Origin of the sequence: Methanosarcina sp. (assembly GCF_049706645.1) — an archaeon.
Lineage (GTDB): Archaea > Halobacteriota > Methanosarcinia > Methanosarcinales > Methanosarcinaceae > Methanosarcina.
The window spans coordinates 76,925-93,679 of the sequence record NZ_JBNAKP010000026.1 but is presented as its reverse complement, the minus strand read 5'-3'; the positions used below and the strand labels follow the sequence as shown (position 1 = coordinate 93,679).

At 39.0% G+C, this 16,755-nt stretch carries 14 protein-coding genes; 9 read left to right on the top strand and 5 right to left on the bottom strand.

Features of this window, described 5'->3' with window-relative positions:
* Positions 1–118: 118 nt before the first annotated feature.
* Positions 119–388, bottom strand: a complete 270-nt coding sequence (locus ACPK8D_RS10845) for a carboxymuconolactone decarboxylase family protein (RefSeq protein ID WP_424717865.1) — start codon at positions 386–388, stop codon at positions 119–121.
* Positions 389–495: 107 nt separating this feature from the next.
* Entirely contained in the window at positions 496–705 is a 210-nt protein-coding gene (locus ACPK8D_RS10840) for a hypothetical protein (protein WP_424717864.1), read from the bottom strand.
* A 575-nt stretch (positions 706–1,280) separates the two neighbouring features.
* On the opposite strand from ACPK8D_RS10840, the gene ACPK8D_RS10835 reads away from it, so the two are divergent.
* On the top strand, positions 1,281–2,507 hold the full coding sequence (locus ACPK8D_RS10835; protein WP_424717863.1) for a Cdc6/Cdc18 family protein: 1,227 nt from the start codon (positions 1,281–1,283) through the stop codon (positions 2,505–2,507).
* A 417-nt stretch (positions 2,508–2,924) separates the two neighbouring features.
* On the opposite strand, the gene ACPK8D_RS10830 is transcribed toward ACPK8D_RS10835, so the two are convergent.
* Positions 2,925–3,164 (bottom strand): hypothetical protein, encoded by a 240-nt coding sequence (locus tag ACPK8D_RS10830; RefSeq protein ID WP_424717862.1) that lies wholly within the window; start codon positions 3,162–3,164, stop codon positions 2,925–2,927.
* A 788-nt stretch (positions 3,165–3,952) separates the two neighbouring features.
* On the opposite strand from ACPK8D_RS10830, the gene ACPK8D_RS10825 reads away from it, so the two are divergent.
* The gene (locus ACPK8D_RS10825) at positions 3,953–5,488 is read left to right on the top strand and encodes a PKD domain-containing protein (protein WP_424717861.1); all 1,536 of its coding nucleotides are present in this window, start codon (positions 3,953–3,955) and stop codon (positions 5,486–5,488) included.
* 135 nt (positions 5,489–5,623) lie between these two features.
* On the opposite strand, the gene ACPK8D_RS10820 is transcribed toward ACPK8D_RS10825, so the two are convergent.
* Both ACPK8D_RS10820 and ACPK8D_RS10815 read right to left on the bottom strand, forming a co-directional pair.
* Positions 5,624–5,839 (bottom strand): YjbQ family protein, encoded by a 216-nt coding sequence (locus ACPK8D_RS10820; protein ID WP_424717860.1) that lies wholly within the window; start codon positions 5,837–5,839, stop codon positions 5,624–5,626.
* Positions 5,840–6,177: 338 nt separating this feature from the next.
* Complete coding sequence (locus ACPK8D_RS10815) at positions 6,178–6,663, bottom strand: hypothetical protein (protein ID WP_424717859.1); 486 nt, start codon at positions 6,661–6,663, stop codon at positions 6,178–6,180.
* A 790-nt stretch (positions 6,664–7,453) separates the two neighbouring features.
* Here ACPK8D_RS10815 and ACPK8D_RS10810 point away from each other — a divergent pair.
* The 7 genes from ACPK8D_RS10810 (at position 7,454) to ACPK8D_RS10780 (ending at position 16,388) form a co-directional block, all read left to right on the top strand.
* Positions 7,454–8,161, top strand: a complete 708-nt coding sequence (locus tag ACPK8D_RS10810; protein ID WP_424717858.1) for an HAD family hydrolase — start codon at positions 7,454–7,456, stop codon at positions 8,159–8,161.
* A 408-nt stretch (positions 8,162–8,569) separates the two neighbouring features.
* Positions 8,570–9,904: a glutathione-independent formaldehyde dehydrogenase gene (locus ACPK8D_RS10805; RefSeq protein ID WP_424717857.1), complete on the top strand. Its 1,335-nt coding sequence runs from the start codon at positions 8,570–8,572 to the stop codon at positions 9,902–9,904.
* A gap of 352 nt (positions 9,905–10,256) precedes the next feature.
* A complete protein-coding gene (locus tag ACPK8D_RS10800) occupies positions 10,257–10,673 on the top strand; it encodes a transposase (RefSeq protein WP_424717856.1) in 417 nt (138 codons plus the stop codon).
* Between the two features lie 700 nt (positions 10,674–11,373).
* Positions 11,374–12,675 carry a hypothetical protein gene (locus ACPK8D_RS10795; protein WP_424717855.1) on the top strand — a complete coding sequence of 434 codons (1,302 nt, stop codon included), beginning with the start codon at positions 11,374–11,376 and terminating at the stop codon, positions 12,673–12,675.
* Between the two features lie 414 nt (positions 12,676–13,089).
* Positions 13,090–14,460: an MBL fold metallo-hydrolase gene (locus ACPK8D_RS10790; protein WP_424717853.1), complete on the top strand. Its 1,371-nt coding sequence runs from the start codon at positions 13,090–13,092 to the stop codon at positions 14,458–14,460.
* A 74-nt stretch (positions 14,461–14,534) separates the two neighbouring features.
* Entirely contained in the window at positions 14,535–15,719 is a 1,185-nt protein-coding gene (locus ACPK8D_RS10785; RefSeq protein WP_424717852.1) for a DUF1015 domain-containing protein, read from the top strand.
* A gap of 522 nt (positions 15,720–16,241) precedes the next feature.
* Positions 16,242–16,388 carry a DUF1328 domain-containing protein gene (locus ACPK8D_RS10780; RefSeq protein WP_424717851.1) on the top strand — a complete coding sequence of 49 codons (147 nt, stop codon included), beginning with the start codon at positions 16,242–16,244 and terminating at the stop codon, positions 16,386–16,388.
* The last annotated feature ends 367 nt before the right edge of the window (positions 16,389–16,755 follow it).

Here is a 16,755-nt window from a genome sequence, read left to right as displayed (position 1 = left end):
AAGTTTAATTTTTACTGCAACAAAAAGCCGCAGTGAAGATAACAGTCGGCTTAAAACCTTTACAGCAACCGTGCAGTTATCTTCTTTTGCGTTTATTTAATTTTGCCATATATTTACCTTATATTTTAGTCCACGCTATCTGTGACCCTGCACTAATGCACATTGCAACTGCAAGAGCTTCTGATATTTCTTCCCTTGTGCATCCGACCTCATATGCTCTTGGTAAATGGATATCTATACAAGGCTGACAGCGTACGAGCACGCCAGCTACAATGGCAATCAACTCTTTTGTTTTAGGGTCAAGAAAATTATCCTCGCGTAAAACGACATCTGTCATATGTTCATAAGCTTCAGCAGCTTTAGGCAACGTTTCATTTAAAATTGACATCTAAGACCCTCCTGATCCGAATTTAATTGATATCTATATTTAACTGATTTCCAACTTGCTCATAGCTTTGCTTTTTGTCAAAAGCAGAATTATATTGAATTTCAGGGTTACTTCTCCTCCTTCTTTTCATCCTTTTTTGAAGGACTATAACGAATGTCGGTACCGCTTTTGCCAAAAGCAGCGTTAATTATAAAGCCGGCGGCCATGCTCCTTGGTGGTGGCGGATGGGTATCCAGAAGATCTTCTTCATCATCTATATTGTTTTTAGAATCGCTTTCTTCTGATGCTTTTTTATCCTTCGACTCTTTATCTGACAACCTTCTCACCTCCTCTTTTTCTCATTTTTTAAGGGATCCCACGTTTTTTATTTAATCCCATTTAATTATTAGAATGTAAGTTTAAAAGGATAATGATATTATGTCAAAAAACTGACCCCATAATGATCTCAATAAAACGTATACGGGTAGCTTTTATCTAAAGTGGATAACTGGAGCCAGACTTAATGTTTGGCAATAGATTCCTTTTTTGGTAAGCAGAAATTAAAAAATTTTATGATACGCTTGACATTTCTCTAAAGTGGAGGCGTGAAAAAAGAACTATCCTGAAAGTGCCTCTTATCTTAAATTCTTATTATGATTAAATACTTATTTATACTATTGATTACAAAAAATATTTTGTCTTTTTTAGTATAATCTTTGCTTATATTTTAGTACTCAACTTTTATTTTCTACTCCTCCACTTTAGAGAAATACAAAGAACTCTTCTTTATTAATTTCTTTTCGTTAATTTCACAATCAGTCCACTGCATTTCAATTACGAACGCTTAAATAATCTAAAGTAATTACAACTCTTCTATAAGTTTATATACTTCACTTAAAATGGAAGTTTTATTATGGATTCTGCACCTAAACAAAAGAAGCTCTTTAACTTCACTAAACCTAGAATCTATAAAGAAAGGTTTGTTCTGGAAAGTGATTATGTGCCTGAATCTCTATTTAGGAGAGACGAACAAATACAAAGTGTCGCAGAAATCTATTATCCTTTAGGTGATAAAGGAAAACCTAAAAATACCCTGATTTACGGACCTCCTGGAAGCGGGAAAACCGTTACTATAAGGCATGTTCTAAACCGGTTATATTCAGAGCTTCCCGATGTGAATATAAAAGACATTACTATCCCTTGTGGTAAACATAATACGGTTGTGAAAATTCTTACTTTTTTAATTAAAAGTTTAGACTATGAGAAAGACTTGCCGTTACGAGGGGTTGCATCCAGCTTTTTCTATGATCTTTTTTATGAGCTTCTTCGACAGAAAAGGTATTCTTTGACAGTGATTTTCGACGAAATTGACAAGATACAGGATTATAATATTATTTACAACTTCAGTAGAGCAGAGGAATTTAAAGAGCTAAATGAAAGGCAGTATATTCACATAATCGGCATTTCGAATAAAGATCAGTTTATCAGTTCTCTTTATCGTAGAGCAGTCTCTTCTTTCCAGCAAGATACAATAGTATTCCCACCATACAATGAAGAGCAGATTATAGACATCCTGAATAGTCGTGTTCCTTTTGCGTTCTGTCCTAAGGTAGTAGGTAAAAACGTTATAAAATTATGCGCTCAATTAGCAGCAGAAGATGAAGGAGACGCTCGGAGAGCAATACTCCTGTTACAAGTAGCCGGTGATATAGCAATTAAAACAGAGTGTAACAGGGTGCAGCCTGGGCATGTACTAATGGCTATGGATAAAATAAATAAGGACATCAGCTATCAGTTCGTATCTAACATGTCCTATGGAGAAAAACTAGTAATTTTGGCATTAATCAAGACCGAGAAATACTTAAAACCCGGTAAATTTGTAATAACAGGTAATGTTTATAGAGTCTATGTTGATATGTGCAAAAAAGCAAACATAGAGCCTACTTCTCTGGGGGCATTATCTCAGAAAATAACCAAATTCAATATGATGGGGATTCTAAATGCTACGGTTACAAGCAGGGGCAGGGGCGGGCAAACAAGTGAAATAGTATTCATAAGCGCCCCTGACTCTTTAGAGGAAGCAATTTATCAAGACTGTAAATTCGTTAAGTTTTATAATTATGTTCCCAATGTAAAATGATTACTATCAACCAAGCTATGGTGATAACCAAGCTATGGTGATTACATGAAGTTGACCCTTAGCAGTAATTCACGAGAGAGTAAATTTAAGCGATTTATAGGTTTTCCGGTAGTGTTTCTCATAGTATCGCTTTTTAAATATTCGTCGCTTATCTGTCAGGTTTATAAACTAATATATACTTTTAAAGGATATAATTTTTTCAAGTTCTTGATTATTGGATATTAAAGTTCGCAAAATGCTTATCAGCACGCTGCAAACTCTCATTCATATGAAGTTAAAAATTAGGAGTTAAGTCAGAGAGTAAGTTGCTGAAAACAGGAAGCAAAAGAATAACTCTGAAAATTTGTCAAAAAGCAATGTATCCATTTTGTAAATTTGATCTGTAACTCATCACTCAACTTAACATCGTTTTTAAGTTTAAGCTGCTTCGACATCTACTTCTTCAAAGTCATCGAAAATTATAGTAACCCGTGGACTTTTTCCAACGCCTCTAACAGTAGTAATCATGACAAGGCTCTCTAAGCCATTTAATGCTTTTGTGAACGACCTTGGGCTCATTCCGAACATTTCCTTGCCGTTACCGCTAGAGACGATAATATCTTTTTTAGTCCGACTCAATCCAGATAGAAACCATATATAAAGCTTGTTTTGTTGCATTTACGCTATTCCCAAGAAGTAGCGCTTTTTAATCCAGTTATGAGGTATTGCCGGGATGAAATAACCCTTTATTTTACTTTTTACTACCATATTATCCCTTTAACAAGTTTCATGATCCTGTTTATAATGAAAACGGTTTTGTCAATAATGAAAAGCAGAATCTGATAAACTCCAGTTCAAAATATAGCAATAATTAAAATTTCCACTGATGTGTGAACCCAGGCAATGAGAATAAAAAAGGAAATTAATGAGATAGATAATGCTGTTGCTTCTGGAAGATGTTCCTTAGAAATCATAAGAACGTATATGCTATACATAGCCAAATATCTTACTTAGTTGCATTGTCAGGATCTCGACTATCTCTTTTTACTACCGCGGTCTCAGTTGCCTTCCAATTTACAGGAACTTTTGAATAAAGGTTATGAATTTAAGAAAATAGACCTTTCTCCTTGCTTTACTGATATGAAACTTATTAACATTTTCACATCTGCACATTGTTATTTACTTTAAAACCCTAAATATTTATTGCTAAAATGCGGGAAAAATTGTGAGTGGTAGCTTAAAAAATAAAGACGACTACTGTAAGCTTTTTTCTCATCAATCCCACATTTCACAGATGTACGCCAATGTAGAATTTATTTGCTTATTTATCCAGTGTAATTCGTTAAGGGCAGGAGTAATTCGTTAAGGGTAGGACAAGTTTTTAAGCCACTGCCGTATGAGAAAAGAGGCGGTATTTTTGTAAACTCTGAGGAAAGTGGGATAAGTAATAGGATTGGAGGGTTATAGTGAAAGAAATTACATGTGGTAAAGCATACAGAGGGCATGCCTTCATAAAAGTTTTAGGAATCACGGTGCTGGCGCTTTTAATGCTGGTGAGTCTAGCAGGCTCGACACCGTTTGCATATATTACGCATCAAGGCAACACTGTTTCCATAATTGACACTGCAACAGACACTGTTACAGCCACGGTGCCTGTAGAATCGTTTCCCTATGGAGTTGCAGTCACCCCTGACGGATCAAAGGTATATATCGTGAACATAGAAGGCGACGGTACGATCCAGGCAACTGGCACGGTCTCTGTAATTGACACTGCAACAAATAAGGTTACAGCCACGATTGATTTAGGAACATATCCTGAAGGAGTTGCAGCCAGTCCGGATGGAACAAAAGTGTATCTGGCAGCCTACTACTATAGCGGCATGGTCTCTATAATTGACACTGCAACAAACACGGTTACAGCCTCAGTAAATGTAGATGGTTATCCCAGGGGAGTTGCGGTCTCTCCGGATGGAACGAAGGTGTATGTGACCCACTGGGTAAGCGACACGGTTTCGGTAATTGACACTGCAACAAACACGGTTACAGCCTCGGTGAATGTAGGAAACTCTCCCTGGGGAATTGCAGTCAGTTCCGATGGAACAAAGGTATATGCGGCAAACTATTACAGCGACACGGTTTCCGTAATTAATACTGCAACAAATACGATTACAGCCAATGTGTCCGTAGGAAGATGGCCTTTTGGAGTTGCAGTCACTCCGGACGGAACAGGGGTATATGTGACAAACGCGGGCAGCGGCACTGCCTCTGTGATTGATACAGTCACCAACAATGTTATAGCGACTGTGGGTGTAGGATCGACCCCTCAAGGAGTTGCAGTCACTCCGGACGGAACAGAGGCATATGTAGCGAACTACGGCAGCGGCACAGTGTCTGTAATTGATACAACTCTAAACACTGTTACAACCACAGTGCCTGTAGAAGAACATCCTGTCGCTTTCGGGAAGTTTATAGGAACTCCTCCGGCGCAACCAGTGCTTCCTGTAGCAAATTTCACCAGCAATGTTACCTCTGGAATCGTACCGTTGACGGTCTCGTTTACTGATACGAGCACCGGATTCCCGACAACCTGGAACTGGGATTTTGAGGATGGGGACACTTCAAATGAACAGAGTCCTGTGCATACGTATTGTGCAGCAGGGACCTATATTGTTAACCTTACAGTGAGCAACTCAAATGGTATAGATTCAAAACTTGTCACAATCAATGTCCTGACTCCAGAGCAGAATGTCCAGCAAATGATCACTACTGTACAGGACTTTGTCACTTCAGGTACGTTGAATAAGGGACAGGGCAACGCACTAACTGTCAAACTCGATGCTGCGACAAAAAATATGGAAGCAGGGAATATAAATCCCGCAATTAATCAACTTAATGCCTTCATTAATAAGATAGAAAATTACATTGACAATGGAACACTTTCTTCAGCAGAAGGACAGCCTTTGATAGATGCAGCAAATGCTGTAATTAATGCAATCAAGTAAATTAAGCAAACATAAAGATTAAGTAAACGTAAAAATTAACTAAACATAAACTATTGGGACTAGAGGTACAACATATCGAAAGCATCTAAAAAGTGAGGAGCTAAATAACTCCTCTTTATTTTACAAATAACTCCTCTATATTTTACAGATAACCCAGATTTTTTGGTGGTGGTAATACTCATCCCGAGGGATTAACTTGACGAGGGTTTCGGAAGCGTCTTTCGAAAGTTTCGGCTCAAACCCTATTGGTCTTATCGCTCCGGTTGACTCATTGCAAAAGATAGCAACTGTCCCGTTTGCTATTTTTGATTCTGTAAGCCCTTCTAAGACCATTTCGGTAAGATCAACCATTCCACAATTTCTTCAGTGGCTGAGTTTTCTCCTGTTTCTACAGGCACAAAAATAAATTAGTAAATGAGCTAATCCCAAAACTCAAAATTGAGTCCCCGAATTTCAAATTCCCAATAACCAACCGAATTTCCGGTTACGAAATTTGTTCTGAGATTCTTATTGATGTGAGAAATAAACTTGGTTTTGGGATGGACTCAATAATTAATAATTCTTGCAGTTTCTGAAAAATGTCTCAGCTTTCAGTATTGCTTCATGGTTTATAAGGGGCATAATTGAGGCAAAATCCGGGAAAGATGGTGGGGAGATATCTATTTTTGGATTTTACAATGCCACTAACCTTAATTTTCGCTCTTGAAGCTGATTTCGCGGCCCTGGATGGTTTTACTGTTTCGGCTGGTTATGTTATTCTGGCTGGTTATGTTACTCTGGCTGGTTTCACGATCCTGGTTAGTTTCGCTACTCTGACTGGTTACGTTATTCTGGCTGGTTTCAGAAACCTGGCTAAGTTCATGCTCCTGACTGGCTGCACGTGCCTGGCTAATCTCCCGGTCTAATTGACCGTCGGGGTACCCTTCATCATAGCCGTGTGTGTAGCCGTCATCGTAGCTTCGGTTCTCAACCAGGCCGGCTTTGACATTATAATACTCGCCATCGAAAGCGGTCTGGTAGCTGGCCCGGTAGCCATCTTTGTAGCCCTGCTGGTAGCCGGGGGTTTTCATTCCCCATAAGTTTGCTGCTGCTAGTGTCAAAGCTACTATGGAAAAAACTATCAACAAAATAGTCAGAATCTTTTTCAATCTGTCAAATGGCCGTCTACTCTCCAAACTTTCACCTAATTTCATCCAGTTTTTATACGGTTGATTTATCAATTAACTTCCCCTCGGCAGATTATTACTCGTTACGCGTCCGCATTATTTTTTAAATAGTATAATTTGTAATTACCGGTATTGCTGTGATTACTGGTATTGCTGTAATTACCGGTATTGCTGTGATTACTGGTATTGCTTGCAGTTACTGGTAAATTCTCTTCATATCATATGCAGATTATTTATACATTTTTCAAGGCTATACTTGTCCTGTGTTACTTCTTAAAGTGTATATTTCTTTTGATTTGATTCTCTGAACCAGATCACTTATTTCCGGTTTACATTTAACTTTTAGACATGAGTTTAGACGCCAAAAATGCTACTGGAATTTTGATTGGAAAATTCCAGGCCCCCGGATAAAGTTTTCACTTCTGCCTATAAGCTTCTGATACCGGGTAGTAGATCCTTACCTGGAATGATCTGTCAAATCTCTTTCAGGTACTTTTATCCTGCACAGCGCAAAAGGCACATATTCAGGAAATGTCACCCGAAAATTCCGAATTCTGGAATCAACTCATGAAACCGTTTCATGAAATCCAGTTAAACCGTCGTGGATATGAGTTTTTATTTTTATACTAAAAGTTATGATAAAAGCCGCTTTTCGCAAGTGCTTTCGAGAGTATCTAGAATAATATCTACTGTATATTATAGGCCCTTCAGTTACTGTATATTGTGTGCCTTCCGAAAATTTTAAGCATCCGAATATAAAGAATAAGTAAAAAATCCTATTTTTGGACGAAAAGATATTATGTCAGTACAGCAGGACTGTATGCCAGAATTCCATGTCAGTAAAGCAGGACTCAGGACGAAAGAGATGAAGTATAGTACTATTATTTTCGATTTTGATTATACGCTGGCTGATGCAACGAATGGCATCGTATCAAGTTTTAACTACGCCTTCAACAGGCTGGATATTCCCGAATGTGACCGTGAAAGCATAAAAAAGACTGTCGGATTACCGCTTGATAAATCATTTATCCATCTGACAAACAATAAAAACGAAGTTTTGATCAATCGTTTTTTAAGTTTTTTCCGGGAAAAAGCCAATGAAGTAATGTCTAAAGATACCGTATTATATGCCGACACGGTAAACACATTACAGCGATTAAAGCGGAATGGGCTCAATACAGGCATCGTAACCACAAAATACCATTTTAGAATAGTTGAGACCTTAAACCTGCATGGCGTCCTGGATTTAATAGATGTTATTGTTGGGGGAGAGGATGTTAAGGTACCCAAGCCTTCTCCTGAAGGATTATTGCTTGCAATTGACAGCCTTAACGAACAGCTGAATAATGTGCTGTATATTGGAGATAGTCTGATAGATGCCAGAACAGCCTTAGCAGCAAATATTGACTTTGCGGCAGTGACTACAGGAACAACAAAAGAAACCGAGTTTTCACAATATCCGTATATAAAGATAGTAAAGAATTTGTCAGAGCTTTTTAGCGAGTAAAAACGGAAAACTTTCTTTTCCCTCAACCTGCTTGCCTTAAACCTGACCCTTTTTAAAACCTTACCTTCTTGAAGTCAATTTTCCCCACGCCTTAGCCTTCCGGATCGTGACCGTTAAGGGTAAAAGGCTTACTACTTCTGATGTTTTGCTTCATGTAATGCAGCTCCCGCAACAAGTCCCGATTTCAATAGAAAACGCTGGATATAATTTGAAACCCTTAGATAAAGTTCTGCAACAAATATATAGATTCAAGTAGTTTTTATAAAAGTAGCTATTATAAAATAGCTATTATGAACTTATTCTAATAGAGGCTCCTCTGCACTTTAAGGACAATTATAAATAAGCCGGTTATAAAAATTCGGTTATAAAAGGAGGCAGAGAAACTTCATTGGGTTGTGGGGTAGTATTATGAGAGCTATTGTTTATAAAGGACCGAACAAGGTTGCTGTGGAAGAGGTAGACGATCCAAAGCTGGAGCATCCCGGAGATGCTATAATCAGGCTTACCTCGAGTGCAATTTGCGGAAGCGACCTTCATATGTATCAGGGAAGGACAGTTGAAAAACCGGGTAAAGTGCTTGGACATGAGCCTGTTGGGGTTATAGAAAAGGTTGGAGACGCCGTGACTTCTTTTAAGAAAGGAGATCGAGTAGTTGTTACCTTCAATGTCGCCTGTGGGCACTGTATGAATTGTATCCGGGGCTTCTCCAGTGCCTGTCTGACCGTCAATCCCGAGATGGCGGGTGGAGCTTTCGGATACGCCAAAATGGGGCCGTATAAAGGGGCTCAGGCTGAGTTGCTTCGAGTACCTTTTGCCGATTTTAACTGCACTAAACTCCCGGGATCGCCCGGAGATCAATGGGAGGACGATTTTATCATGCTGGCTGATGTCTTCCCCACCGGCTTCTTCGGCACGATGCTTGCCATGGTAATGCCTGGACTGCCTGTAGCAGTTTTCGGTGCAGGCCCGGTAGGTTTGCTTTCGGCTTATTCTGCATTATTGCAGGGAGCAGGCCAGGTATTTGTGGTTGATTATATTCCGGAAAGACTGGAACTTGCCAGGGGTATAGGGGCTATTCCTATTGATTTTACCATGAGCGACCCGGTAGCCCAGATAGAGGCATTAAGGTCTCAGCACCCAGCTATGAATACGCTGCTTCCAGGAGAGAAGAAAATACAGGGAATTGTGTCCGGCGTACAAAACCTGGCTGAGCATGCAGGTATTCCTATTGAAGTTACCAGGAGTGATCCTGTAACCATGATCGAGATAATGAGGGCCATGAACCCGGCAATTGTGCAGTCGCTCCTGCCAGGGGAGGAAAAAATGAAGGGCGTGATGTCTGGCATAGATGCAGTCGGCTATCAGGCAAAAGACAGGGATGATCCTTCAAAAGAGAACCCGACCCAGGTGATAAGTGACCTGGTAAGGCTAGTCAATCCCACAGGTCATCTTGGAATTATAGGGGTTTATACGGCGGATGATCCAAGGGGAGTTAACGAGCACGCAAAAAAAGGAGAATATCTCTTGCCCTTTGGACAGCTGTGGGAAAAAGGCTTAACCATTGGAACAGGCCAGACCCCGGTGAAGAAGACCATTATAATGCTGAGGGATATGATAATTGCAGGCGTGGCAAAACCAGGCTTTATAGTAAGTCACAGGATCTCTATTGAGGACGCGCCTTCCGCATACAGGGAATTTTCTCAACGCGCAGATGGCTTTACAAAGGTAATAATCAAATTTTAACGGTGCCCTTTTTAAATTTATATTTTTCTCACTGAGTTTATTAATTTATATTTTCTTTTTTCCGGGCTAATGAGGGCAAAGGTCCCTCCTGATGGTTTCTAGACCTATTATGGAATTAACACTTGCTGGATCAAATTGCCTGTCAGGAGGATGGCCTTACCTTTTCTTTCTTTCAATTCTCACAAATAATAAATATGATGCGATATTATTTGTATAGTTATATGTCTTAATCTTATAACCAGTTTTAAATAACGATTGTCTTTATACTGAATAATCTGTCTGGAACAGATTGTCTGAAACCGAACCGAGCAAAATAAATATATTAGTGAAGTTACAACTTATTGATTATATTATGCCAGTTAAAAGCCTAAATGAGACTGTGTGCCCAAACCCCAAATGTGAGTACTATCTCAGGGTGGAAGGGAAAGCCATTATAAAACGGGGAAAGTATAAGACCGGACACCAGAGATACTATTGTAAACACTGCGGAAAGTTTTTCATGGATACCATAGGTACCGCTGTTTATCGCAAACATCTTTCCGGAGATGAGATCAGGCTGATATACCGGCTTTTTCTCGAAAAAAATGGAATACGTAGCATTGAACGGATAACAGGGCATCACAGGGATACGATAAGCCATCTGATAAAAGATACTGTAAAGAACCAGAAAACGGAAGAATACCTGATTAAGCAGATCGGGCTGACTGCCGGTGAATGCGAAAAATTATGGGCACTTCTGGAAAAAAAGAGAGAAACTTCCAGAAAATAATCCTGAAAAGAGCAGGCTCAGGCTTATTTTCCTGAGACGAGTAAGCAGGTGCACAGTATCCGAAAGTATATACCCTTGCAAAAAAGAAGTGTCCTGAAGACAGAATAAAATTATATATTATTATGCAATAAATACGTATTTTATACAACGACAAACATCTAATTTAAGAAAATAACTATTGTATACCGATTTTTATCTCTTCAATAAACGAATTTGTACCTGAGGAAACCGTTTATATACTGCGACACTTTTTTAAAATATTTAAAGGTTTCTAAAGATAATTCCTGGATTTATTTTTCTGACTTTAGATCCGGAGAATTATTTTATTGCACAGCGATGCTTTATTTTCACAGTATTTTCCAGATTATTGAATCAAACACTTTTTAATTTATTAAGTTGTAATAATTTTTCAGCCCATCTTATATAATTTTAACAGGCGGCTTTTACTTAAAAGCGAGCTCTCATTGCTGATCGAGCTTTACTGCAATCTTCAGAAATATTGTAAGCTTCATAAGTATTTTATAGAAGGACATATAATCAACTTATGCACATTGTAAAAAAATATCCACCCTTTGCTCTCTGTTAAAATATAGTTTATTTAAATAAAGACCTTACACTGATAATCTTGCAGGGGTTTGGAGATCCTGAGTGTGTCGATTCGAAGATTATAATTCCTTACTAAAAGAAAGGAGCCAGAAATATGAGTAAAAGTATAGCATTGAAGTCAGTATCCCAGTTTTTAAGTGTATTGCTTTGCCTGGTATTGATACCGGCTGCATTTGCTCAGCCCGAAGAGCTTAGCGGAAGTATATTTTATGAAAACGAAACTTACGAAAATTGTACGATTCCTGAACCTGAAATAATTGATGAGGATTATACTGTACACTTTATAGACCCAAGTTATTATTACGTATATCTCATGCCGGGAGACAGTGAAACTTTTAATGCCAGTTTCAGGAACGATGGCAGTGAAACACTCGATATAACCCCGAAAGTTGTGGCTTCACCTTACGGTTATTATAATTTAGACGAAAGCTGGATCAAGATTTCCCCGGCAAACATGACCGTAAGCCCTGGTATAAACCAGGACTTTGCCATTGAAGTAAGTGTTCCTGAGGATGCGGAAAGTGGGGAATACCAGACCCAGATAGTTTTTACAGATGACATTTATCCTGTATACTCTGATCCTGTATATATTCAAGAAGATACAGATCCCCAGTATGTCAATGTAATAAACCTTGGGATCTCAGTGCCTGTCCGTCCGAAACTTGAGCTCCAGACAAGTTATATTTCTGATACCATTGAGCCTGAAAAAGAATATGTATACGGGATAAAGATCAAAAATGTGGCAGGCAAAGATGTTACTATAGATCCCAAAATAGTAAATTATGACGAGTATTCTAACCAGCCTGCTTTTAGTGATGATATAATAGAAATTTCTGCACCTTCTACTATAAAAGCCGGGGAAATCGATGATATGACCTTCCGGGTCCCTGTTCCGAAAAATGCAAGTGGAAGCTATAACGCTTTCATAGAAATGAATGCCGATGGGAAAGAGAATGACGGATCCGTCCCGCAAATAACCCTGAGCTTTACGGTTGATAAACAGCCTTCTGTTCCTTACGTAAAAACCTTTAAGACGGTGAACGCCAACCCGATAACTATTGAAGTTTCAACTGCAACTTATGATCCGGATACGCCACGTATCTCCCCTGAAAAAGAAATGCCGGCTTTTGAAATGAACCTGAAATGCGATTCCAGTCCTGTTAATCTGACTCTTGTAAAAGCTACTGAAAGCGGCACAGTATACGCTCAGGGGTACAGTTTCCCAATCTGGTCTCTGGAAGACGGCTCAGGCTATCAGAGCTACAACACGCAATATATCGAAACCTATAAAGTACCCGGAGCAATCGGAGCCTGGGAACTTACAATTCTTCCAAAGAATACGAACAGTTTCGACTACTCAATAACTGTCGGGGATTCCGAAAAAAAACCGAAATGAAGTTGATATGAAAAAGGTTGATATGAAAAAGTTATGAGAAGCTGACAGGATTGGTCTTCATTTATTCCAGGGTTCTGTCTTGGTCTTTAATTTTTTTATTTCCCTTTTTTACTAATTTTTTACTAATATATTATATAATTCTACTTTCTTTTATTGCTATAACTTTACTTTCTTTTACCATTATAGTTCTACTTTCTCTTGACTATTATTTGACTATTATACTATATTTTTTCTTGACTATTATAACTGTATTTTATCTTACTATTGTAATTCCACCTTATGAATCGCGATCTGGAAAGTGCGATTTTCATAAAAAATATGAGGTATGCGGTTATATACATAGCTAGAGAGAAATCTGCAACAGGTAGAAAGTTATCATATAAAGCATAGAGTATAGCTAAAGGGGAGTTTAGTTTGAAATTCGAACGCATTAAATCTGAAGGTCTGGCTCATCTTTCTTATTTCATTGGCTCGAAAGACGAAGCCATAGTCATCGACCCGCGCAGGGACTGTCAGGTCTATGTCGATCTTGCCAGACGAGAGGGTATGAATATAAAATATATTTTTGAAACCCATAGAAATGAGGACTATGTAATCGGTTCCCTGGAACTGAAGAAACTTACCGATGCAGAGATTTATCACGGTCAGGGTGTAGATTTCCAGTACGGAAACTATTTGAGTGAAGGCCAGGAATTCGATTTTGGTTCATTGAGACTGACTGCTTTACATACTCCGGGCCATACCGACGAAAGCATGTCCTATACCCTGACAGACCTTGAGACAGGAAAAGAGCCGGTAATGGTTTTTACAGGAGATGCCCTGTTCATAGGCGATGCAGGAAGAACCGATCTCTATGGTCCTGAGGAAGCTCCAAGGCTGGCAGCAAACCTGTACGACAGCATTTTTAATAAAATCCTTCCCCTCGGAGACGGAGTAATACTATGTCCTGCACATGGTGCAGGCTCGGTTTGCGGGGGTGCTATTGCCAAACGGGACTACAGTACTCTCGGACTGGAACGCCTACAGAATCCTGCTCTGCAGAAGACCGACAGGGAAGAATTCATTAAGTTCAAACTTGAAGAACAGCTTGAATTTCCTCCTTACTTCAAGAAAATGGAGCAGTATAACCGGCAGGGCCCTTCCCTGCTGCAGGGTCTGCCCGTTCCGAAGCTGCTTTCACCCGGGGAGTTCAGGGCAGAAATAGAAAAAGGGGCAGTGGTCATGGATACGCGCATGCCCCATTCTTTTGGAGCGGCGCATATAAAAGATAGCTACAGCATCTGGCTCGGAGGAGTCCCTTCCTTTGCCGGGTGGGTGCTTCCCTATGATAAACCCATACTTCTTGTGCTGGAAGAAAAAGAGCAGCTGGAAACTGCTGTAAGGTATCTGGTGCGCCTGGGTTATGATAATATAGCAGGTTTTTTAAACGGCGGAATTGCAGCCTGGTACATGAAAGCTTTACCCGTAGACGGATTTAATTTCATATCCGTCCAGAATCTGAAAACTAGACTGGAGAAAAACGAAGAAATGACCCTTCTGGATGTGAGGAAGAAAAAAGAATGGGACGGAGGACATATTGAAGGAGCTGAGCATATATACGTTGGCGAACTTGAGAAAAACCTGGATAAAGTTCCTAAGGAGGCTCCGATAATTGTTTATTGCGATAGTTCCCGGCGTTCCAGTATAGCTGCTTCCGTTTTGAAAAAGCACGGCTACAATAACGTATATAATGTCCTTGGTAGCATGACTGCATGGAAAAGTGCCGGATATAGTGTAGTAAAATAATCTTATTTTTTAGCTTGTACACTCGGAAAAGGAGTTTAGAAATCTTTATATTCTCTCTCTTTTTTTAACTTAGCATGGTTTTACATGTTCCTCGCATCCTTCTTCCAAAGGATAATTGGGAAAAGTGGGCAGTAATTGCCTGTGATCAGCATACTCAGGATCTGGAATACTGGAAAAGAGTTGAAGAATTTGTTGGAGATGCCCCTTCTACTTTTAATCTTATTTATCCAGAGATATATCTTCCTTTAGATGAAAATAGAGTAAATAAGATTCACAAAACCCTAAGTGACTACAAAAAAATTCTTGTTGACCATGGCCCGTGCTTCGTTCTTGTAAGGCGTTCGATTTCAGGCAAGGAAAGAACCGGGCTTGTTGTTGCAGTCGACCTGGAAGAATACCAGTTCAACGGGTCGGATTCGTTTATCAAACCAACGGAAGGCACTATTAAAGAAAGGCTTCCTGCAAGAGTCAGGATAAGAGAAAATGCGGAACTGGAGCTTTCACATATTCTGGTATTATACGATGATCCTGATTTCTCGGTTATCCCCAGAAACCCGGATAACTTAGTTTGTGAGGACAACAAGGTTTATGATTTTGATCTGATGGAAAATGGCGGCCATATCAAGGGTTACAGGATCAGTAACGAAAAGATAATTAAAGAAATTTCGGATAAAATCCTGGACCTGGGAACCCTTCTTGTTGGCGATGGAAACCACAGCCTTGCTGCCGCAAAAAGTTTCTGGGAAAAAATTAAAGGGACCGTACGTGCCGATCATCCTGCAAGGTATGCAATGGTCGAACTTGTAAACCTTCACGATCCAGGGCTTTCCTTTGAGCCAATTCACAGGGTTGTAAGCGGGATCGATCCGGGAGAGTTGCTAAAAAAGTTCAATGCCAGGATCGAAGAGGTTCAGGCCTGTCCTTCAAATATCGATTTTTCGGCTACAGGACACGCAATCGGGTTTGTCACAAAAGATAGCTGCGGTATACTGGTTTTTGACAATCCTGAGCACGACCTTGAGGTAGAAACCCTTGATGAGATCATTGACAATTATTCAATTGAATATGAGCATGATCCCGAAGTTGTAGAAAAACTTGGAAAAGAAAAGGGCAATACTGGTTTCTTTCTTCCCCTGTTTAAGAAGAACGAATTCTTTTCCCTTATAAAAAAGAAGGGTGTGCTTCCGAGAAAATCGTTTTCCCTCGGAAAGGAAAATGAGAAGAGATATTATATCGAGGCCAGAGAAATTACTCCATAAGGCTTTCTGTCCTGTAATCTCTTTAAATTTTTCTTTTCTTTACCTTTATCCATTTTCTCTTTTCTTCTTTTTTCTTTCTTTTCTCTATCTATTTTTCTTACCTCTCTTTTTCTTTTTTACCTTTCTTTTTCTTTTTTTACCTTTCTTTCTCCCTTCTTTCCTCTCTTATTTCTCTTCTCTTTCTTCTCCTTTTTTCCCTTAATTAATTTAAACCCGATCTTTCAATTTTTCAGGGTGAAATAAATATCCTATTTTCATGAAGTTTTGGATTCGCATATTTATCCTATTGCTTCTGCTTAATTACTTTCTGTCGTTTGAGTACAGAATTTGATGCTTTTTAATTGGGATAAGCAGGAAGAACTTGGAACACTTACCTTTAACCTTAAAAGGGAAGATTTCAATTAAAAAAAGTTGCCCATTTATGAGAGAGGGACTTACTTTGACAGTCAAATTATAAATACCTTTAATCTAATAAATGTTTTATTGATTAGATAATCACTGGGGGAGTGAAATATACCGGATTTGATAGGACTTGCTGTAGTCTTTCTAATATTGGCATTGATTGCGTATATACTGGGCGCACGGGGGATTGCCGGTTTCTCAATGGAGATTGCAAAGTGGCTAGTTATAATCTTTATTATACTTGCAATCATCTCGTTCCTGTTATGACGGCAGCCTTTACGGATTGAACGCTGGTTAAAGATATATTAACAAACCGGGGTGATAGACAAGTAACAGTTCAGAGCCAATGATAGAATCTGTTTATTTTTTTCTTACACTTTTGCCTGATAACTATTCCTCAGGCACGTTGAATATTTATTTATTTTTCTTTTCACTTCAGGTAAGTTTGCTATTAGCAATTTACTATCAAACTTATTTTTATATTTTAAACGGCAACCTTCATTATTTGAGAAAGTTTTATGGGTTTTAAAAATCTCCTTAAAAATGGATTTTAACAGCAGTTTTAAAAATTTGATTTAAGGTTTAAAGATTGGATTTTCTAAGTAAGCTTTTGAACTGGCTTTTCCAGGTTATT

What these genes read in the sequence shown, in the direction of transcription:
- ACPK8D_RS10795 (WP_424717855.1), top strand. Translation starts at nt 11,374, where the DNA reads ATGAGTAAAAGTATAGCATTGAAGTCAGTATCCCAGTTTTTAAGTGTA.
- ACPK8D_RS10800 (WP_424717856.1), top strand. Translation starts at nt 10,257, where the DNA reads ATGCCAGTTAAAAGCCTAAATGAGACTGTGTGCCCAAACCCCAAATGT.
- ACPK8D_RS10835 (WP_424717863.1), top strand. Translation starts at nt 1,281, where the DNA reads ATGGATTCTGCACCTAAACAAAAGAAGCTCTTTAACTTCACTAAACCT.
- ACPK8D_RS10805 (WP_424717857.1), top strand. Translation starts at nt 8,570, where the DNA reads ATGAGAGCTATTGTTTATAAAGGACCGAACAAGGTTGCTGTGGAAGAG.
- ACPK8D_RS10845 (WP_424717865.1), bottom strand. Translation starts at nt 388, where the DNA reads ATGTCAATTTTAAATGAAACGTTGCCTAAAGCTGCTGAAGCTTATGAA.
- ACPK8D_RS10785 (WP_424717852.1), top strand. Translation starts at nt 14,535, where the DNA reads ATGGTTTTACATGTTCCTCGCATCCTTCTTCCAAAGGATAATTGGGAA.
- ACPK8D_RS10820 (WP_424717860.1), bottom strand. Translation starts at nt 5,839, where the DNA reads ATGGTTGATCTTACCGAAATGGTCTTAGAAGGGCTTACAGAATCAAAA.
- ACPK8D_RS10830 (WP_424717862.1), bottom strand. Translation starts at nt 3,164, where the DNA reads ATGCAACAAAACAAGCTTTATATATGGTTTCTATCTGGATTGAGTCGG.
- ACPK8D_RS10810 (WP_424717858.1), top strand. Translation starts at nt 7,454, where the DNA reads ATGTCAGTACAGCAGGACTGTATGCCAGAATTCCATGTCAGTAAAGCA.